The following is a 19,650-nucleotide window of genomic DNA, read 5'->3' on the forward strand; positions in this document are numbered from 1 at the left end:
GCGCGGGCTATAGTCCACGGTATACAGAATTACCTGGCGCACCCTTCCCCGCGCCCGTAGATACAGTCCGGCCAGCGCCAACAGGCTATCTGCCGCGATAAATGTCTCGAATGGCTCGCCTCTAACGGAGCTCCACCGGACCGTTCTGAACAGCTCGGTTACGTATCGCGCTGCGCCTCGCGGACCGGGTCTGCGCACGCTCGCCAGCGATTTTCCCCGGGAGTACATCTCGCAGTACGAGTCGGTCGAATCCACAAATAGGGGATGGCCAATGAAGAGGAATCGCTCGGTTCGGGGGATAAGGTAGTCGCGGAGAGCGGTTCCAGCTCCAGTCTGCCAGTAGTGACTTGCCAGGACTGCGGTCGTGGGTGCCGTGCCGTTCGATTCGCTCATCGTGCCCGGTGTCGAGCGTAATAGCGGAGAATCCGGAGCCTGTAAAAGATGGCGGCCGTGTCCCATAGGACATTGAAGACTGCCCCAGGACTGACGGTGCTATCGAAGTGATAGTCGAGGTCGACCGGGGCCTCCATAACCTTCCTGTACCCGAGGCTCCGCGCAACCACCAACAGCTCCAAATCAAACGCGAACCGCTTGATGGCGAGGAGGGGAACCACCTCTTCGAGGACTTTGCGCTTAAAGAGCTTGAGGCCGGTTTGTGTGTCGCGGAGCTTCAACTGGAAAAGGGTGCGGATCAGAAGCTGGTAGATCGAGCTTTGAAATCGACGGAAAAACGGATAGTGAACGTTAGACATCGGATGCCGCTTCGACCCGATAACGGCGTCGCAGTCGAATCCGTCCATCACGGCCAGAAACGCCTTGACGTAGCGAGGATCGAGCTCCATGTCGGCATCGATAAAACTGATGAGCTCGCCGCTGGAGCGGCTGACTCCGCACCGCAGCGCGTAGCCTTTGCCCATGTTGACGTTGTACTGGACCACCTTGATGTGCGACGAAACAACGCTCTCCGCTTCGAGGACGGTGTCATCGGTATTGCCGTCTGAGACAACGATCACTTCATAGGTGATTCCCAACCCGTCAAGTTCGCCCAGCAGCCGCCGGAGGTTCTGGGCGATGCGCTTTCCCTCACGATAGGCAGGCACGATGACCGACAGGCGGGTGCCGGGCTTGGTCAGCTCATTCCCTGACGGAACAGTCAACCGGTCTGGCGGGCGATCGAGGATCTCGATGCTTATGAGATCGCCTCCACGGGCCCTGCGCCAACAACGAGCTCAGGCGGGGGGCAGAATACGATCGTCTGTGCGCTTGATCTTTGTGCTAGATACAGGACGCCGAGCCCAACGACCAAGGCCAGCATACAGATATCGACGACCTGCACCACCCGCATGAGGCTTCCGTGGAAGAACAGGATGGCAATCGGTTCCAGTGTGGCAAGCGGAATCAGAATAGCCAGGAATGCCCGCCGACCACTGGTCTGATGGGTGGCGATCAACACCGCGGCGGCGCCGAGCAAGGTCATCCCGGCCGCGTACCAGGGCAAGTAGGCCGCGCCGCGGATGTAGGCCTTGCCTGCGAAAGCTGACAGGAAAAAACCTGAGGCTAGCGTGAGCACCACGAGTCCCACGGCGCCACCCGCTGTAACCAGTCCGACCGATAACCAGACCAACGGCGAACCGCTTGCACCCTGCGACTCGCGGAAGATGACTTTGGGAAAGAGGACGATTGCAACTCCAGCCGCCGCGTAGTACAGCGCCCGACTCAAGGCAACCACAGCCGCGTATTCGCCGGCTGGACCCGGGCCGAAGAAGTGCTTGACGAGAAGGACGTCCGAGCTCAGTAAAACCGCAAGCGCGAGCGTACTGGGAAGAAGGATGCCGAGATAGGCTATCGCTGGGCGCTGCCAGGGCCACCTGGCCTTAATGGCAAGCTTGCGCCGAAGGAGTGCGTGCGCCACCGCGTACCCGATGGCGCCACCCAACGAAACGCCCAGGACGATGCCGACTGCGCCGAAAGCAATTCCAAGGATGACTGCGGCACCAAGCTTGAACGCGGCAAGACCGAAAGCTATGGACGAGAACGCCAGGAAGTGCTGCTCCCCCTGAAGATCGCCTATTAGGAGTGGCAGCGCTAACACAAATGGAAGCCCGGCCGACCCGGCGACGAGTAAGTCGATGGGGACTGCAAAGAAGCGACTGAGCCACGGCGACGCAACGAGCGCAAGCGCCGCGATGGCGAGACCGCCCAACAGGAGGAGTCGATTGCCGTCGTGCAGCATCGCTGCGCTCGAGGCATGCTGGCCGTTGGCCCGATCGCGGCTTGCTTCGCGTGCCATCATCAGGGTCAGTGCACTGGCAGGAAGCCCGACCAGCCCGAGCAGTGTCATTACCGTGAAGATCGCCCCATATTGGGACGGCTGCACGCGGTGGCTGATCACGACTTGAAACGCGAAGCCGAGCACCCCGGCCGCCATCGTGCCCGCCGACACGAGCACGTTGTGAACAACGATACGCTCGCCACGGGACGATGAAAGGACCTTTGCCCCCAAGAGCGAAATCTCTCCTCCTGCCTTTAGAGCCGCAAAGACAGCCTCAACCATAGAGAAGGTTATGCGCTCCGTCAACTCCTTCTCACTGTCAGGAAGGAGGCGCCCAGGCTGGTACCCGGTTACCTCTTTCTTAGGTAGAGGCCCGGCACGTGCCTATGCGGTCAACGAAACTACCCCGGCTGACAAACGTTTGCGGTTACGGATGGACGCCGGGCGTTGGACTCTCGGTCACAATGCGCAAATGCGTTGACTCTCTTGTGGATGGGTGCTAGTGTCCCGAGCGTAGCGTCCTAACGGGAGGGATTCTGGTGCCCGAACGTCGGGCTGTCTTGAGGATCGGATTCGACCGGAGCAAAGGAGGGGTACCTTGCAGTTCAAGAAGAGGCTTAAGCCTTCAGTAGTCATACCCGGAGCACTTGTAGTCGCGGTCCTTGTGCTAAGTTTTGCGGCGTCGCACACCTTTAACCTCTCAGGGGCCAGCCTTGTGAGTTACGGCTACGGATACGGCCCTGGCGGTGCTTGTGCGCCACCTCCTGTTCAGTTCCATCCGTTGGCGCCGGTCCGAATCTTGGATACCCGCGGCGGGACTCCGCTCGGAGGAAACACGACGATGGATGTACCGGTCGGTGGTATGGGTGGCGTGCCCGCCAACGCGACAGCAGCTGTGATCAACGTCACAGCGACAGACACCACCGCCGCGAGTTATCTCACTGTTTACCCCAAGGGAGCGTCACGTCCCCTCGCCTCGACCCTCAACTGGACCGCGGGGAAAACCGTCCCCAACCTGACTGAGCTCGAGTTGGGTGCAGGCGGAATGCTGACCGTCTATAACGCGTTCGGAAACACGGACGTCGTCTTCGACGTCAACGGCTATTGGTCGGCACCCTCGGCCGGCTGTCCGCCCGATGGGCTTTACCGCTCCCTGGTGCCGTCCCGGATTCTCGATACGCGCAACGCATCGAAGGTGGCTGCGAACAGCACCATCGATGTGCAGGTGACTGGCGCAGACGGAGTTCCGGCATCAGGCGTCGAAGCCGTGACGTTGAACCTGACCGAAACGAACGCGACCGCGCCGAGCTACATCACGGCATATCCGACAGGGTCTCCGCGCCCGCTTGCGTCCAATGTCAACTTTGTGGCCGGCCAGACGGTTCCCAACCGGGTGGTCGTCAAGCTCGGAACCGGCGGGATGATCACCCTCTACAACGCCTACGGGACGGTTGACCTGGTCGCCGACGTCAACGGCTGGTTCACGGATAACTCTGGGAGCACCCTGGCGACCGGCAGCGGGGACGTATTCGTCGGCGTAACGCCGAACCGGATCCTCGACACCCGTGGTGGAGGGGCCCTCCAGGCCAATTCGTCTGGGGTGCTAACGGTAAGCGGGGTCCCGGCAGCGGCACACGCAGCCGTTCTCAACGTGACCGTGACGAACCCGACCGCGCCGAGCTACCTGACGGTATGGCCCGATGGCGCTCCGCGTCCGCTGGCCTCGGACTTGAACTTCGTGAGTGGGCTGACCGTCGCGAACCTCGTCGTCGTCCAGCTTGGAGGCGGTAGCAAAGTCGACATCTACAACGCGTACGGCTCGGTTGATGTGATCGTCGATGTGGTGGGCTGGTATCAGTAAGCCAGCCGGAAGAGTCTAAGAAGCGCACGAGAGGGCCCGGGAGACCGGGCCCTCTTCAGTTACCGGCCAAACTGGCCAAATTCGGCGGCCTCTTCTGGTCCGCCGGCTTGACCCTGGTCATCGCCGCTCCCTGGTTGCTGCCGGGCTTCCTCTTCGGCACTGACTGGCCTGGACCGCGGCACTTTAGCGTTCCGGGCACGCTGTCGAACGACGCGCCGCTGCTGGCGCTTCTCGCCCTCGCGGCCCACATCGTGCCGGCCGAGATTGTCGGCAAGCTATTGATCGCCGGCACGCTGCTGGTCGCCGCCCAGGGCGCTTATCGCGCGATGCCGGGGGACGGGTTCATCCCCCGGGCGGTAGCCTCGCTCGTCTACACCGTCAACCCGTTCGTGTACGGCCGCTTGCACTACGGTCAGCTGTTTCTCCTCGCTGCGTACGCGATCCTTCCCTGGCTCGCCCTCTGGGTCCGCCATTTCCTCGCCGCCCCAACCCCCGTTCGGGGGTTGTTCGTGGCTGCGTGGCTGGTGCTAATCGGCGCGCTCGACCTTCATCTGTTTCTTGCCGCATTTGTCCTCTGCGGTGTGATGGGGATCGTCTACGGGATCAGCAAGGCCACGGATCATGGCTACCTGGCCCAGCTTGGCCTGGGCTCCCTGGTGGCCTCCGCCGCCGCGGGACTCGGCAGCGCTTACTGGTTGATTCCATTCGTTAGCGGATCGAGCCCAGAAGCCAGTACGGTCGCCGGGATCGGCGCTTCGGATATCCGCGTGTATCAGGCCGTCGGGGATCCCCACCTCGGGCTGATCCCAAATCTCCTCGGCCTCTATGGCTTCTGGGCCGAGAACATCGGACGCTTTCCATCGTTCAAGCTGTTTGCGCCGCTGTGGCCGATCGTTCTGGTCGCCTTGCTGATGATCGCCCTCGTCGGGTCGCTCTGGGTGCTTCTGGCACGCCACGAGGATAGCCAGCGTGACCTCAGGCCCTGGGTGATGGGGCTGCTGATCGCTGGGGCAATCGCCCTGGTCCTCGACGTCGGCGCGGCCGATTCACGCGTCGCCGTCCTCGTCACCTGGCTCGACCGGGCCTTCCCGCCATACCGGGGGATGCGCGATTCCGGAAAGTGGGCCGCGATCCTCGCCCTGGTCTACGCGCAGCTCGTCCCGCTTGGAGTCATCGCCGTTACTGCCTCGGTCAAGACGCGACTGCCCAGTGGCCGCCTTCGCGACCTCGCGCAGGCGCTCGTTACCGGCCTCGCCCTGGCACTGCCCCTCTACTACGGCAACGGGCTGCTATTCGGGATGCATGGCCAGCTCCGCCCGTCCCAGTACCCCTCCGGCTGGTACCAGGCAGATCGGCTTCTGCTGGCCGATCCGCATCCAGGACGAGCCTTGTTTCTTCCCTGGCACCAGTACCTCGCGATCTCGTTCGTGGATAACACCAACAAGGTCGTGGCCTCACCGGCTCCGTCGTTCTTCTCGATCCCGGTAGTGATCAGCCCGAACCCTGAAATCCCGGGGATCGCGGCACCCGGCGATCCGGACCAGATCGCCATCTCGGGCCTTGTCACCGCGGCCCGTGCAGGAGATTGGGCGCCGATCCTGGCCAAGCACAACATCAAATACGTGCTCGTGGCACGCGAGGTGGATTGGCGCGGGTATTCCTACCTTGCCGAAGAGCGCGGGCTGGAGCTGGTCGCCGACTACGGCTCGGTCGTGGTGTACCGCGACCTGCTCTGGACCACCTACTGAAGGTAGCCGGTGACGTCGATGATCACGTGGCTCGTCGCGCCCATGTAGACGGAAACGGTACCGCCCGCTCCAAAGAGCACGACAAAGGCGTTGGCCCATGCCGATGAGGCTGGGGAGAAGTTGACCGTGGAGTTGCCCGGCCACGCGGTTCCACCGGGAAGATGGCCAGGTACCCGGGTGCGGTGTAGCCGGCGGCTGTCAGGTTGCCGACGAGGCCAATCGCATTCGCGGGTATGCCGTTGCTGCCGGCGATCGTCCACGTTTGGGTGGTGCCGGCCGCCTGGATCCCGCTGACGCCACCAAGGCCGCCGCGGGTATCGACGACCCGCGCCGGCGTCATCGGGATGATCGTATTGAGGCGCCGCCAGTAGGCGACGGCCGGTGAGCCCTGCGGCGCGGGTTGCGAGACCCAGATCGCCCCATTGGCATCCCGGACCTGCTCGAAGTCGTTGGGCCGGTAATTCGGCGGCCCAGACGGCGGGCTGGAGAGGAAGCTATCGGGCAACGTCAGCTGCAGCACGCGGCCGTTTCCGAGAGCCGCCAGGTCGATGCCACCGCTCCCACCGATGACGCCGTACCCCACGTCTGATTCGCCCGAGACCCCGATCCCGGTGCTGCCCTTGCCCCAGCCGTTGAGGCCTTCGGAGACCGTCTTGGAGACCCCTCCGACGGTGATCACGCTGATGCCCCCTACCCCTGGATGGGGGCAAAGCCTGGATAGTCCGCAGCTGAGGTACCAACCGGTGGCAGGGTTCCGCCCGGTCCGATCGCGCCGATCAAGGGGATGCTCTGATTGGGCGAGTTCACCGGCACCGCCGGGGCCGGCACACCCTGGCCAAGCGCCTGCAGGATCGGTGACGGGCTGGTCGCTGACGTGGGAATGATGTTGGTGGGTAGCCCTGTGTCATTGGTGTGGCCCATCAGAATCGGACCGTCCCGTCGCCGCGGCGGCGGGAACGCCGCGAAGCACGGTGGCGCCGGCGGCCCCCACCGCGGCCGCGCCCGCCAGCTTTAGCAGGTCACGCCGGCAGTGCGCATTGCCGTTGCCGGGGTCGATGTCCGGCGTTCCGCCTTCGAGCCGCTCGAGGCGGGCTTTCATCTCCTCCACAAGGGCGGTGAGCTGCGCGACCTCGTCCTGAAGTTTCGCGCTTGACTGGCTTGCGGATCGACGGATCTCTGGCTTCATATCAGTGATCAGCCCGGAGGGTGAGGCTGTGGCTCAACCGGCGCGAGCCGGGAGCGGATCGGGCGTGCCCTCAGCGCCTGGGTCACCGGCGGCGGCCCCTCACGGTTAACCTGATCGGCGGCGTGATCGGGCACCGCGTGCAACGCCCGCCTCGTCGCTGCCGACGCGTTGACCGGTTCAGCGACCACCCTCCGTCTGGCCAACGGCCCTCCCTCCTCCTCCGGATCCCGCGGTGGGGACGCCACCGCACGAAGTTCCCGAGTTTACCGACCGATCTCCCAATGTCAAGAAAGGTTGCCCATTAGGGCACTCAGCCCCCACCCTGCCCTTCACCGCAGCGGGGGAGGGGAATTGAGACACCCGTACGCTCGCGAAAAGGGGAAGGACCGGTGACGGCAAGGGGGGAGTGAGATCGGTAAGCTACCCGCTCATGAGAAAACCGCGAACTCGGCGCTGGCTGCCGGCGGCGCTGCCGTTGCTGCTGGTCGTCCCGCTGGCGGTCGGCGGCACTTCGGCCAGGGCCGCAGCCGCGCCAACCTTCGCCAACTGGGCCCAGTCGCGCTTCGACCTGGCCAATAGCGGTCGCAACCCGAACGAATCGACCATCGATTCGACCAACGCGGCGCGCCTGCAGCAGGCCTGGGTTCGGACAGACGATGAGTCTTCCAATGCCGCCGCGGCGGTGGTCGACAACATCATCTATATGGGCTGCGGCGCCGCGATGTGTGCCGTTGAGGCGCCCAACCAGGTCTTGAAGTGGAAAGCGCGAATCCCCTCGGGAACGATCACCTACTCGGCGGCGGCCGTGGCCGGCGGACTCGTGTACGCGGGGACGAATACCAGCGGCGCCGTTTACGCCTTCGACGTCAAGACCGGCGCCATCCGCTGGAGTTTCCAAACCGCCGGCCACAACGTGTGGGCCGGGCCGTCGGTCGCCGGTGGCGTCGTTTACGTTGGGGGCGACGACCAGAACCTCTATGCCCTCGACGCTGGCACCGGCGCGAAATTGTGGAGCTTTAGCGCAGGAACGCCGATCGTGAACCCACCCGCGGTCGTCAACGGCGTGGTCTACCTTGGGGCCGGCGCCCTGAACGTCCTCTCCGCGAGTGACGGACGGCAGCTCTGGTCCGGGCTGGCGACCGCAGCCGGCGTGACGGCATCGCCGGCCGTCTCCGGTGGGCGGGTGTTCGTTGCTGCCTACACCCCTGGCATCCGCAGCACCCCGAACTTCTATGCCTTCAACGCGGCGGGATGCGGCGCCGCCTACTGCAGCCCACTCTGGTCAGCGGTCGTGGGCCTGCCGCCGCCCGCTCCGGGCGAGCTCGATGGGATCCAATCGTCGCCGGCCGTCGACCAGGGTTCGGTCTATGTCGGCGCTCCCGACGGGAGGCTGTATGCGCTCGACCCGGCGAATGGCGCGGTTCGCTGGGCCGGCCAGACCCACGGCTCGCAAACCACCGCGCAACACCCCAGCCCAACGCCGATCGCGTCATCGCCGTCGGTCGCCAATGGCGTCGTCTACGTCACCAGCTTCGATGGCTACATCTATGCCTACGCCGCTTCCGGATGCGGCACCACGGCCTGTTCCTGGCTGTTTGCCGCCAGTCTGGACGGTGGTCAGGGCAACGGGTATGTGTCGAATTGCTGGAACACGACGACCTCATCGCCGGTGGTGGTCAATGGCGTCGTCTACGTCGGCGGCTGCACCCAAACCTATACCGATGCGCTCTACGCCTTTACCGTGCTGCCCTGTCCACCGGGGAATCCGCCGGCGGGCGGCCAGTATCACGCGGTCTCCCCAACGCGCCTCCTCGATACGCGCACCAGCAGCGCGCTCGGAAACCAGGAGGCGCGCCGGCTGCAGGTCGCGGGAAGTGGCGGCATCCCGAGTAGCGGCGTCTCGGCGGCGATTTTGAATGTCACCGCGACAGCTACGACGGCGGCGAGCTACCTCACGGTGTACCCGAGCGGCGCGCTGCGGCCCATCGCGTCGAATCTCAACTGGGTCCAGGGCCGAACCGTGGCCAACCTGGTCGAGGTCGCTCTCGGGCCCGACGGTGCCGTGAACCTTTTCAATGCCGCCGGCTCGACCGACATCGTGGTCGATGCCCAGGGCTGGGTACAGGCGACCACGAGTACGGCCGCCTACGGCTCATACCTCAATCCGATGGCACCGTTCCGCGTCCTCGACACGCGGGACGGCACCGGTGGTCCCAATATCAAGTTGGGGCCCGGCGCCACGATCTCGGTCCCGGTCGACGGCGGCTTTTCCGACGCGCTCGCCGTCAACATGACGGTGACGAACGCCAGCGCCCCCAGCTACCTGGTGGTCTGGCCGGCCGGGCAGCCTCGCCCGAACAGCTCGAATCTGAATTTCGCGGCAGGGGAGACGGTCGCCAACCGCATCATGATGCCAGTCGCCGGATCCATCAACATCTATAACGCGGCCGGTTCCGTCGACGTGATCGCCGACCTCAACGGCGCCTTTCGCCCGGAGCGCTCCAACGGGACGACGGCCTGCCGCCTGATGCCCGTCACGCCCACGCGCATTCTCGACACCCGCAACGGTGGCAGACCGCTGGGACCGAGCACCTCGATGGCGGTGCAGGTCACCGGCACGGTCGTCCCGGCGAGCGCCAGAGCCGTGGTGTTGAACATCACGGTCACCGACACCTCCGCCGCAAGCTACCTGACCGCCTGGCCCGACCAGAGCCCGAGGCCGCTCGCGTCCGACCTCAATTGGACGGCTGGCCAGACGGTGCCCAGCCTGGCCGTGGTCGAGCTGAGCACCGACGGCAAGCTCGACCTCTATAACGCGGCCGGGACCACCGACGTGGTCGTCGACGTGGCCGGCTGGTATCAGTAGCTACCCGCTGCAGAGAATCGACGAGATTTTCGTGCTGAACGGCGGCCAGTGACAGAACTGGAGCACGATAGGGAGCTGAAGTAGTCCCACCGCGAGGTAGGCAATGGCGAAACCCACTACTAAGCCGGGCACGATCCACAGCTCGCGGAGGCGACGGGCAGCTACGCCCTGAATCACTCTCACCACTAGCGCGGCCAGGCAGAAAATCGCGAGGAGGTGGATGACAAGGCGAGGCAACGATTGCGGCTGGACGCTCATTCCGACAATGAGAAGCATGCCAACCGCAGGCGCCGCGACCACCGCCGCGATGACGGATCGCGGGCGGATAGCGGCGGGGATCAACAGCGCGAACGGGATGACGAACAGGACGATCGCGTACACCAGCACGAACCAGTAGGATGCTCGGCCCGGTGACAGGATCGGCGGCACTGTATCCAGGACCTCTAGGCCGTTACGACCTCGACCGTTAGTGAGGGCAGTGTGTACTGCGGTGGGGAAGTGGCCGGCGGTGAGGGCGGGGCGTAGCCGGCGGGGAGGGCAAAAGTAGTGCGGATCGTGTAGACGCCCGGAGGCACGCCCAGGGTTGGCATCTCGACGCTGTACGATCCGGCAGCGCACGTATTCGTCTCACCCACAAGGCAGTTGAACATCGTCGGATCGTCGTACGGGGCCTGGTGCCAGACGACCCGGCCGGCCTGGTCGAGCGCGGCGATGTCGATTCTCCAGGGCTGATAGACGCGGGTGGCCCTCAGGCCAAAGATCGTTAGAGTGATGTGTTCGGCTTGACCCTTGACGACCACCGGCGGCGTCTCGAGGCTGAAGTTGCCGCTCCGCGTATGACCATGGCCTGATGCGCGAAGATCCACGAGTCCTTTGCCGGCCAGTTCCAACGGCTTTCCTCCGTTGGAGAATTGCAGTTCCAGGGGCATCAGGGTTTGAGGGAGCGACTGGAGCGATACGGCGACGACCCAGTGCTCAGGGACGGCTGCGGCAGCGGCGCCGGGTGGGCAGGTGTTGTTCCAGTTGATCACGAACGTCAAGGCGCCGTTCTTCAGGTAGACCGTGTCCAGGTGGTTGTCGGCGCATGCCGCCGGTTGCAGGGCGACGAGGAGCGAGCCGGCCGGGGCGCTGAATGTGGCGAGGCACCCCGGCTCATCCGCGGCCGTGCAGGCCGCCGGTTGCCCGGCGACCACTTCTTGCGACCTGAGATCGTCGACGCTGGTCGCGGCGAAGATCCCGGGCTCGAACCCGCCATGTTTCGTCAGCACCGTGAAGTGGACTGGCGTCGCTCCCCGCGGTGGCGCTACTTGCCCGCAGCCGACCAGCATCGTCATGAGGCCGAGTGCGGCCGCGATCCTCAAGCCGTTCACCGATAGTAGGACGCGGCCCGCCGTGAAAAAGTTCCGCGCTTTTTTTGCGATCTGAGGCTGTCGTCGGCGACTACGGCACGCAAGACGCGGCGTTTGCCGCCTCGGGGATGCGCGCCTCCCCCCAGGCCTTACGCAAAAATCCGTAGAAAGGACGCTTATCGAGCTCCCGTTGAACTAATGGGAGCACGGCATTGGGCTTAAAACGCGGCAGGCTGGCGTGGGCGCTGGGGCTCACCCTGCTCATGGCTGCGATCTCCGGGGTTGCCGCGCCGCACCAGGCGCTGGCCGCTCTCACGGTACCCGCCGGGCTGAACTTCGGCCTCGGTAACGACCCGGGCAACCTCGGATGGATGACGTCGAGCGGCGTCCCGTGGCGCTACCGCTACACCTACCTGAGCGCCGGCGTGAACACCGGCAACGGCTGGGAAACCTGGAACTCGCCGCCGGGCCAGTACGCCGCGTACTACATGAGCGCCAGCGCGACCAACGGGTACATCCCGGTCTTTTCCTACTACGAACTGCTGCAGTCGAATCCCTCGACCGGCAGCAACGAAAGCGATCGAGACTTCAGCAACCTGAACAATGCGACGACGATGAACGCCTATTACGCGAACTTCGTCCTGCTGATGAAGACGGCCAAGACCTTTGGCGGGCAGGTCATCGTCCAGATCGAACCAGACCTGTGGGGTTACCTGGAGCAGCGGGCCAACAATGGGTCGCCGGCAACGTTATCCGCGTCGGTGGCTTCGTCCGGCTACGCGGATGTCGCCGGAATCCCGAACACCGCCCAGGGCTTTGGCGATGCGCTGCTGCACCTGCGCGATCTGTACGCGCCCAACGCGGCGCTCGGAATCCATGCCTCGTTGTGGGCCACGATGCGAGACCTGGCAAGCGATACGGATCCGACCCTTGACCCCAACGTCGTCGCCGATCAGACCGCAGCCTTCCTGAACGCCGCCGGCGTCGCGAGCAACGCCTACGGGAGCACCTTCGATGTGGTCTTCAACGACGTCGCCGACCACGATGCCGCCTGGTACGGGGACAACTCGCACTGGTGGGACCGGACCAACACGACGTTCCCAAATTTTGCCCGTTATCTGACCTACATGACCCGGCTGCACGCCGACACCGGTCGCCCGCTCATCGCCTGGCAGGTGCCGGTGGGCAACCAGTTCTTCCTGACGATGAACAATACCGACGGGCACTACCAGGACAACCGGGCCGAATACTTCCTCGGCCACACCAGTGACCTGGCCGCCGCCGGAATCGCGGCGGTGCTCTTCGGAAAGGCCAACGGGGGCCAGACCAACTACACCGACGACCGCGGCGATGGGATCACCAACAACGGCGGACGACCGACCAGTGGTTTCCAGTGCGCGGCGTGCAACGTGCATGTGTCGCAGTTTGCGGACGATGACGGTGGCTATCTCCGGCTGGCCGTCGGCGCCTACTATGCGGCCCCGCCCGCCCCTGTGCCTGGACCGGGCGGCGCCTACCATCCCGTGGTCCCGGCTCGGATCCTCGACACACGGACCACCCTGGGTGGACACCCGAGCCAGCTTTGCGCGGGCCAGACGCTCACGCTCCAGGTCGCCGGCGTCGGCGGCGCGCCGAGCGGCGCCTATGCGGCCGTGATCAATTTCACCGTGACGAACACGTCCTCGGCCTCGTACCTCACGGTTTTCCCCGGGGATGCCGCGCAACCGCTCGCGTCCAGCCTGAACTGGACCGCCGGCCAAACGGTCGCCAACCTCGTTGAAGTCCGCCTGAGCGCGAGTGGCGCGGTCAGCGTCTTCGACGCGTACGGACATGCCGATGTCGTCGCCGACCTGATGGGCTGGGTTTCCGCTCCAACCGCCACGCCCGGCGCGGCGGGTCTGTTCAACGCCGTGGTGCCCGCCCGCCTCCTCGACACCCGAGACGGCACGGGCGCGCCGAAGGCTGCGGTCGCCGGCGGCAGCTCCATCAGTCTCCAGGTCACGGCGCGGGGCGGGGTTCCGGCCGGAGGCGTGGTGGCGGTTGTTCTCAACGTCACGGCGACCAACGTCACCGTGCCGACGTACATCACCGCCTGGCCCGACGGGACGGCGATGCCCACCGCGTCGAACCTCAACCCAGCCGCCGGGCAGACCGTCGCGAACCGGGTCATCGTCAAGGTTGGCAGCGGCGGGCGCGTCGACCTCTTCAATGCGGCCGGCAGCGCCGACCTGATCGCCGACGTGGGCGGCTGGTTCACCGATGGCTCGGTGGCGACATCGGGCGGCACCTTCGTCGGGCTGACACCGTCGCGCATCCTGGATACGCGCAACGGCACCGGCGGCCTGGGCACATCGCTCTGGCCCGCGCAGCCGGTTGCGGTGCAGGTCGCGGGTCGCGGTGGCGTGCCTGCGATGACTGCGCCCACGCCCCCCACCGCCGTGGTGATCAACGTGACCATTACCGGGCCGACGGCCGCAAGCTATCTGACGGTATGGCCGAACGGCGCCGCACAGCCGCTCGCGTCCGACCTGAACTGGGTCGCCGGACAGACCGTTCCGAACCTGGCGGTCGTGAGGCTGGGGAGCGGCGGGAGGCTCGACATCTACAGCCCCTACGGCTATACAGACGTGATCTTCGATGTCGTCGGCTACTACCAATAACCCGTTTGAACTATCGGCGGCGTCGTGGTAACGTCGGCCATTCATGCGTAGGTTGATCGCGTCCCTGGGGCTGGTTGCCGGGCTGTTGATACCGCCGCCACTCAGCGCTATCGCCGCACCACCTGCGGTGACGCACGCCGATCCCATGGTGGGTCCAAATGCGAGGGACGAAGCGCGTCATGCACACGACCGGCTGCAGTTGAGCCCGGCGACAACGAGCCCCCACCCAGCCCTCCCCCGCCTGCGAGGGAGGGTGTATGGCCAAGCTGCGAGAGCAAACGCACAGCAGGGACCGGCCGTAAACCCCGCGGGCGGTGTCGACCGTGAAGTGTTCGGCTTTGCGCCCTATTGGGCGATCGCGAACAACTCGCAATGGAACTACTCGCTGCTCACCACAGTGGCCTACTTCGGCCTCGACATCAATTCCGACGGCAGCATCAACACCAGCACCAACGGCTGGACGGGATGGAACAGCCAGAACCTGGTCAACACCATCAATGCGGCACACGCGGCCGGCGATCGGGTGGTCGTGGTCATCAAAGCGTTCGACGTCGCCACCATCAACCAGATCGTCAACACCCCGGGCGGGACCCAGGCGGCGATCACGAACACGATCAATGCCATTGCGGCAAAGAATCTCGATGGGGTCAACGTCGATTTCGAGGGGTCCACGAATTCGCTCTATCCCGATTTGCAGAGCGGCTTTACGAACTTCATAAAGCAACTGTCCTCGCAGGTTCATCAGCGCTGGCCGCAGGCGATGGTCAGTGTCGACACCTACTCCGGGTCGGCCAGCTGGGACGGCGGGTTCTTCAAGATCGGCGACCTGGCGCCGAACGTCGATGCGTTTTTCATCATGGCCTACGACATGGCCTTCGGCAACATGCCCGGCCATGCCGGCGCCAACGCACCGCTGAACGGCGGGACGTACAACGACACGCTCTCGGTCTCGCAGTACCTGTCGAAGGCGCCGGCCTCGAAGATCTTGCTCGGCGTCGGCTACTACGGCTACAAGTGGAGCACGGTCGATAATTCACCCAACTCGGCCAGCAGCGGCGGCGCGGAGGCCGACACTTATGCCGGGGTGCTCAGTGACCTCAGCTGCGGCGCACAGTCGCTGACCCAGTCGTGGGACAACATCGCGGCCTCGCCGTGGGTGTCGTGGTACAGCCCGTCAACCGGCGATCCCTGCGGCGGCAACCACGGCAGCTGGCGCGAGCTGTACTACGACAACGCCGCCTCGCTGGGCGACAAGTACGACCTGGTCAACAACAACAATCTTCTGGGGACCGGGATGTGGGCGCTCGGCTACGACGGGACCTCGCAGGACCTCTGGAATGCGCTTCGTGTCAAGTTCGGCAACCCCTGGCCCGGTCAGTACCATCCCGTGGTGCCGACGCGCATCTACGACACCCGGAACGGAGCCGGACGGATCGGTCCCTGGCAGACTCGTACCGTCGCAATCGCGGGCGCGCCCGGCGTACCGGTACCCCTCAACGGGGTTGCCGCCGTCACCCTCAACGTCACCGTCGTGGGCGCCAGCGCCCCGAGCTACCTGACGGTCTATCCCGCCGGCAACACGCAGCCGGCGACCTCGAACCTGAACTTCCAGGCGAACACGACGGTGGCCAACCTGGTCGACGTGACGCTCGGCCGTAACGGCGCGATCAACCTCTTCAACGCCGCCGGCTCCACCGACGTGGTGCTGGATGTCTCCGGCTGGACATCAATCACCGGAAACGACAGCGACACCGCCGGGCTCTACTGCCCGCTGGTGCCGAGCCGGCTCCTCGACACCCGCTCGGGTCTAGGCGGTTCGACGACGGTTGGGCCGGGGCAGACGATCAGTTTCACGGCGCTCAACCGGGGCAATGTGCCGTCGACCGGCGTCGCGGCGGTGGCGCTGAATGTCACGGCGACCAACCCCAGCGCGGCCGGCTACCTGACCCTCTTTCCAGGCGGTGGCTGGCCACGCACCTCGAGCGTCAACTTCACGGCCGGGCAGACCGTCCCCAACCGGGTAATCGTCGGGGTGGGCTTAAACGGCCAGGTCAGCATCTTCAACGGGGGCGGCACCGTCGATGTGGTCGTCGACGTGAGCGGCTGGTTCACGGATGCGTTCGACCCGGCGGCGACGGGTGGCCGCTTCACTGGGGTTGCGCCGGCGCGGATCATCGACACCCGGTTTGGCACGGGCGGGACTCCTCGGGCACCGGTTCGTGCCGGAGCCCCGCTGACCGTGCCCGTTGCCGGACTCGGCGGGGTGCCCGCCATGTCCGCCATCGTTCCGCCGCGCGCCGTCGTTGTCAACGTGACCGTGACCAACACCTCGACGGCGAGTTACCTCGCCGTCTATCCCAGCGACGCCGTCACGCCTGGCAGCTCGGACCTCAACTGGATCGGCGGGGGGACGGTGTGCAACCTGGTGCTGGCCAGGCTGGGGGCTGACGGGCGCATCACGCTGGCGACCGGGAGCGGGAGCGCCGACGCGATCATCGACATCGTTGGTTGGTTCAACTGAGATCGCGGCTGACAGTTCCGGACTAACCTGAGAGGAGCCCGGGAGTGCAGGCAATGCCCAAAGAAGTGCGTTATTCTCCCAGCCTTGCGAGCCCCAAGGATCCGATTCATCACGCTCAGTGCCGTCGGGTTCGTTCTCGCCGGAGGGTGGCAATCGCAGTCTCTGGCCGTGGCGGCCGCCCCCAGTCAGGTCGCCACGCCGTCGACCGCGGCAAAGGCGCCGCTCCCCGGCCTGATCAAGGACGAACACCTCCGTCCGGTTTCGACGTCTAGGAAGATTTCAGCCTCGCAACTGTCGATGACACCGGCGAACCGGCGGCAGAGCGAAGCCGCGGCGCAACCCGCTGGGGCGCGACCCATGCAGGCCGCGCAGGCGACGAGCTCGGCCGACCAGTTCCTGACTCGGCCCTACCTTGTCTGGCACAACATCACCTCGGTCTTCGATCACTGCAACCCGGACTACACCACGGACGGCAAGGTGTGCGAGTTCGATGGATCCACCGGGCTGAAGTCGAATGGGGTCGACCCGTCCTTCTCGCTGGGCTATGCGCAGACTCCGGGCGGCCGGGATTACCTGTATTACGACGGCCACAATGGTTGGGACTACGCGCTCGCGTACGAGAACGTCTACAGCGCCGCCCCCGGAACTGTCCGGCTGGCCGGCATCGATTCCGTCAATCCGTGTTTCGGCACGAACGTCATCATCGACCACCCGAACGGGTACAGCACGCGCTATGGGCACATGTCCGCGCTCTATGTCAGTCCCGGACAGCTCGTCGACCGTGGCCAGGTCATCGGGGTGAGCGGCAACACCGGATGCAGCTCGGGTCCCCACCTCCACTTTGGCGTGTACGTCACCGCTTCGTGGACCGCGGTTGATCCCTGGGGCTGGTCGGGCGCGGGTGGCGATCCATGGCCCAGTGACCCGGGCATTCTCTGGCTCACGGGCACGGCGCGCTTTCCAATCCCGACGCCGCCGACCAACGTGGCGGCCGTCGCTGGAAACGCCTCCGCGATGGTCAGCTGGACTCCGCCGGCCTTCAATGGCGGCACGGCGATCAGCAACTACACCGTCACCGCCACGCCCGGGTCCCAGGCAGTCACGGTCAACGGCTCCGCGACAAGCGCCATCGTCTCGGGCCTGACCAACAACACCTCGTACACGTTCGCCATCACGGCAACGAACGGCATCGCGGCCACCCAGTCGAGTGCCTCGAACGCCGTCATCCCGTCGGCCTGGACGGGATTCTTCCGGCCGCTGACGCCCGCCCGCCTGCTCGACACCCGCACCGGCGTCGGTGGAACCGCCGCCCGCCTGGCCGGTGGCCAGACGATCGACGTCCAGGTGGTTGGGCGCGGGGGTGTGCCGGCAAGCGGTGTGGCGGCGGTCATCCTCAACGCCACGGTGACCAATCCAAGCCAGCTCAGCTACCTGACCGTCTATCCCACGGGGATCGCGCGTCCGGTGGCGTCGAACATGAACTTTAACGGCGGGCAGACCCTCGCGAGCCTCGCCGTTGTCGGCGTTGGCAGCGGCGGACGAGTGTCCGTTTTCAACGCGGCCGGCGCGGCCGACGTCATCCTCGACGTGACCGGGTGGGTCGCCTCAGACGGCACCACGACCGGAACCGCCGGGATCTTTCGACCGACCGCCTCGGCGCGGATCCTCGATACCCGTAGCGGAATCGGCTCGCTGGGCTCCGGGCAGTCGCTGAGCCTGAAGGTGGCCGGCCAGGGCGGCGTCCCGGCCGCCGGGGTCTCCGCCGTGGTCATGAACCTGACGGCGACGAACGAGACATCCGCCGGCTGGCTCAGCGCCTTCCCAAGCGGTGTGAGCACGCCGCCCAGCTCGAATCTCAACTTCGAGGCCAACGCGACGGTGGCCAACCGCGTGATCGCCTCACTCGGATCCGACGGCAAAGTCACGATCTACAACGGGGGTGGACGCGCGGACGTGATCGTCGACATCACCGGCTGGTTCAGTGACGGCTCGGACACCACGCTGACCGCCGGCGACTACACCGGCACGATCCCGACGCGGATCCTCGATACCCGTACCGCGGGAGGCCCGATCGGGCCGGGGCAGACCATGGTCACAGTCGCAGGGCTCGGCCCGGTCCCCGCGATGGGTGCACCCGTGCAGCCTCGTGCCGTGCTGCTGAACGTGACGGTGACGAATCCGACGGCGGCGAGCTTCCTGACGATCTACGCCAGTGGGCTCAGCCAGCCGGCCACGTCCGACCTCAATGTGACCCCCGGGGTCACGGTCACGAACCTCGTCGTCGCGGCGGTCGGCGCCGACGGCAAGGTCGTGGTCTTCAACCAGGCTGGGTCCTCACAACTGATCGTCGACGTCGAGGGCTGGTACAACTAGGGAGCATCACTTTCTGATGCTCGCCAGACCGATGCCTTCGGCCCTCGCCGCCTTGGCCAGCTGATCGTCCCAGCATGCAAGCGCCGCCTCGGGCGCCTGGGCCAGCGCTGAGGCCAGGTGAATAGCATCGAATCCGCGAAGTGCGCGACGCTCGGCCAGCTCGCCAGCGCGGTGCACGATCTCTTCGGAAACCGCGAGCCGGTCAAGCGCCGGCCACACGTCATTCAGCGCCGCAACGGCCTTACGAGCTTCTGCCCCGGTCAGGCGTCGGCTGCGGGCCGCCGCGGCCACGGCAGCGCGACATTCGGCGTATGCGATTACCGAGGTGGAACGGCGGTCGGCCTTGCGGAAAAGGTCGATGGCTATCTCGGAGTCAACTTCTCCGAGGACCAGCAGCTTGACGAGAGCGCTGCTATCGAAGTAGACGTTCGTTCCCGCGCTCCTCGACCACGACGTCCGACAGCGAAGAGCCAGGTCGCATCCTTCCGCGGACCCTGGGGAGGCCGGGCGGCTTGGTGGCGAGTGTCACCTCACCCCGCCGAACCAGCTCCGCCAACCGGCTCGGCAACTCCGTTGAGCGATGTGGGACGAGTTCGGCCACAGGCCGTCCCCGCTCGGTAACGACGATCGTCTCACCGTTGGCAGCCCGCCGGACGAACTCGCTCAGCCCGGCTTTGAGGGCGCGGATGCCGATCTGCAGCATTGTGGTCACATTTTATCAAATTGTAGTCATCTTCGCAACGCGCAAGCGGCGGAGGAAGATTGCCGCATTGGTATCCTTGATTCGGTAACCGTCGCTTTTCCAAGGAGGCAC

General features: G+C 65.5%; 15 protein-coding genes. 6 read left to right on the forward strand and 9 right to left on the reverse strand.

Annotated elements, in window-relative coordinates:
• Nucleotides 1-389 precede the first annotated feature (389 nt).
• Both VHK65_03810 and VHK65_03815 read right to left on the reverse strand, forming a co-directional pair.
• Nucleotides 390-1,157: a glycosyltransferase gene (locus VHK65_03810; GenBank protein ID HVS05275.1), complete on the reverse strand. Its 768-nt coding sequence runs from the start codon at nucleotides 1,155-1,157 to the stop codon at nucleotides 390-392.
• A gap of 32 nt (nucleotides 1,158-1,189) precedes the next feature.
• Entirely contained in the window at nucleotides 1,190-2,449 is a 1,260-nt protein-coding gene (locus VHK65_03815) for a hypothetical protein (protein ID HVS05276.1), read from the reverse strand.
• A 664-nt stretch (nucleotides 2,450-3,113) separates the two neighbouring features.
• Here VHK65_03815 and VHK65_03820 point away from each other — a divergent pair.
• The gene (locus VHK65_03820; protein ID HVS05277.1) at nucleotides 3,114-4,133 is read left to right on the forward strand and encodes a hypothetical protein; all 1,020 of its coding nucleotides are present in this window, start codon (nucleotides 3,114-3,116) and stop codon (nucleotides 4,131-4,133) included.
• A 107-nt stretch (nucleotides 4,134-4,240) separates the two neighbouring features.
• Nucleotides 4,241-5,881, forward strand: a complete 1,641-nt coding sequence (locus tag VHK65_03825) for a hypothetical protein (protein ID HVS05278.1) — start codon at nucleotides 4,241-4,243, stop codon at nucleotides 5,879-5,881.
• Between the two features lie 22 nt (nucleotides 5,882-5,903).
• Here VHK65_03825 and VHK65_03830 read toward each other — a convergent pair whose 3' ends face one another.
• From VHK65_03830 to VHK65_03840, 3 genes are read right to left on the reverse strand one after another with little or no spacing between them, the layout of a single operon-like run.
• The gene (locus VHK65_03830; GenBank protein HVS05279.1) at nucleotides 5,904-6,560 is read right to left on the reverse strand and encodes a hypothetical protein; all 657 of its coding nucleotides are present in this window, start codon (nucleotides 6,558-6,560) and stop codon (nucleotides 5,904-5,906) included.
• Nucleotides 6,561-6,571: 11 nt separating this feature from the next.
• Nucleotides 6,572-6,802 carry a hypothetical protein gene (locus VHK65_03835; protein ID HVS05280.1) on the reverse strand — a complete coding sequence of 77 codons (231 nt, stop codon included), beginning with the start codon at nucleotides 6,800-6,802 and terminating at the stop codon, nucleotides 6,572-6,574.
• Nucleotides 6,786-7,067: a hypothetical protein gene (locus VHK65_03840; protein ID HVS05281.1), complete on the reverse strand. Its 282-nt coding sequence runs from the start codon at nucleotides 7,065-7,067 to the stop codon at nucleotides 6,786-6,788. Before VHK65_03840 ends, VHK65_03835 begins: the two co-directional genes overlap by 17 nt.
• Before the next feature lie 430 nt (nucleotides 7,068-7,497).
• On the opposite strand from VHK65_03840, the gene VHK65_03845 reads away from it, so the two are divergent.
• Entirely contained in the window at nucleotides 7,498-9,933 is a 2,436-nt protein-coding gene (locus VHK65_03845) for a PQQ-binding-like beta-propeller repeat protein (GenBank protein ID HVS05282.1), read from the forward strand.
• Here the strand turns inward: VHK65_03845 and VHK65_03850 are convergent, their stop codons facing one another.
• Together VHK65_03850 and VHK65_03855 are read right to left on the reverse strand one after the other, a co-directional pair.
• A complete protein-coding gene (locus VHK65_03850; protein HVS05283.1) occupies nucleotides 9,934-10,362 on the reverse strand; it encodes a hypothetical protein in 429 nt (142 codons plus the stop codon).
• A gap of 14 nt (nucleotides 10,363-10,376) precedes the next feature.
• Nucleotides 10,377-11,294: a hypothetical protein gene (locus VHK65_03855; protein ID HVS05284.1), complete on the reverse strand. Its 918-nt coding sequence runs from the start codon at nucleotides 11,292-11,294 to the stop codon at nucleotides 10,377-10,379.
• A gap of 200 nt (nucleotides 11,295-11,494) precedes the next feature.
• On the opposite strand from VHK65_03855, the gene VHK65_03860 reads away from it, so the two are divergent.
• From VHK65_03860 to VHK65_03870, 3 genes are all read left to right on the forward strand, one after another.
• Nucleotides 11,495-13,942, forward strand: a complete 2,448-nt coding sequence (locus VHK65_03860) for a hypothetical protein (protein HVS05285.1) — start codon at nucleotides 11,495-11,497, stop codon at nucleotides 13,940-13,942.
• Between the two features lie 43 nt (nucleotides 13,943-13,985).
• Entirely contained in the window at nucleotides 13,986-16,463 is a 2,478-nt protein-coding gene (locus tag VHK65_03865; GenBank protein HVS05286.1) for a glycosyl hydrolase family 18 protein, read from the forward strand.
• Between the two features lie 84 nt (nucleotides 16,464-16,547).
• The gene (locus VHK65_03870; GenBank protein ID HVS05287.1) at nucleotides 16,548-18,836 is read left to right on the forward strand and encodes a peptidoglycan DD-metalloendopeptidase family protein; all 2,289 of its coding nucleotides are present in this window, start codon (nucleotides 16,548-16,550) and stop codon (nucleotides 18,834-18,836) included.
• A 6-nt stretch (nucleotides 18,837-18,842) separates the two neighbouring features.
• Here the strand turns inward: VHK65_03870 and VHK65_03875 are convergent, their stop codons facing one another.
• Both VHK65_03875 and VHK65_03880 read right to left on the reverse strand, forming a co-directional pair.
• The gene (locus VHK65_03875; protein ID HVS05288.1) at nucleotides 18,843-19,310 is read right to left on the reverse strand and encodes a type II toxin-antitoxin system VapC family toxin; all 468 of its coding nucleotides are present in this window, start codon (nucleotides 19,308-19,310) and stop codon (nucleotides 18,843-18,845) included.
• Nucleotides 19,249-19,539, reverse strand: a complete 291-nt coding sequence (locus VHK65_03880; GenBank protein HVS05289.1) for a type II toxin-antitoxin system prevent-host-death family antitoxin — start codon at nucleotides 19,537-19,539, stop codon at nucleotides 19,249-19,251. Before VHK65_03880 ends, VHK65_03875 begins: the two co-directional genes overlap by 62 nt.
• Nucleotides 19,540-19,650 lie beyond the last annotated feature (111 nt).

Source organism: Candidatus Dormiibacterota bacterium, from assembly GCA_035544955.1.
GTDB lineage: Bacteria > Chloroflexota > Dormibacteria > CF-121 > CF-121 > CF-13.

Excerpts from the sequence above, each read along its gene's own strand:
- VHK65_03820 (HVS05277.1), top strand. The coding sequence starts at position 3,114 with ATGGATGTACCGGTCGGTGGTATGGGTGGCGTGCCCGCCAACGCGACA.
- VHK65_03835 (HVS05280.1), bottom strand. The coding sequence starts at position 6,802 with ATGGGCCACACCAATGACACAGGGCTACCCACCAACATCATTCCCACG.
- VHK65_03840 (HVS05281.1), bottom strand. The coding sequence starts at position 7,067 with ATGAAGCCAGAGATCCGTCGATCCGCAAGCCAGTCAAGCGCGAAACTT.
- VHK65_03845 (HVS05282.1), top strand. The coding sequence starts at position 7,498 with ATGAGAAAACCGCGAACTCGGCGCTGGCTGCCGGCGGCGCTGCCGTTG.
- VHK65_03865 (HVS05286.1), top strand. The coding sequence starts at position 13,986 with ATGCGTAGGTTGATCGCGTCCCTGGGGCTGGTTGCCGGGCTGTTGATA.
- VHK65_03880 (HVS05289.1), bottom strand. The coding sequence starts at position 19,539 with ATGCTGCAGATCGGCATCCGCGCCCTCAAAGCCGGGCTGAGCGAGTTC.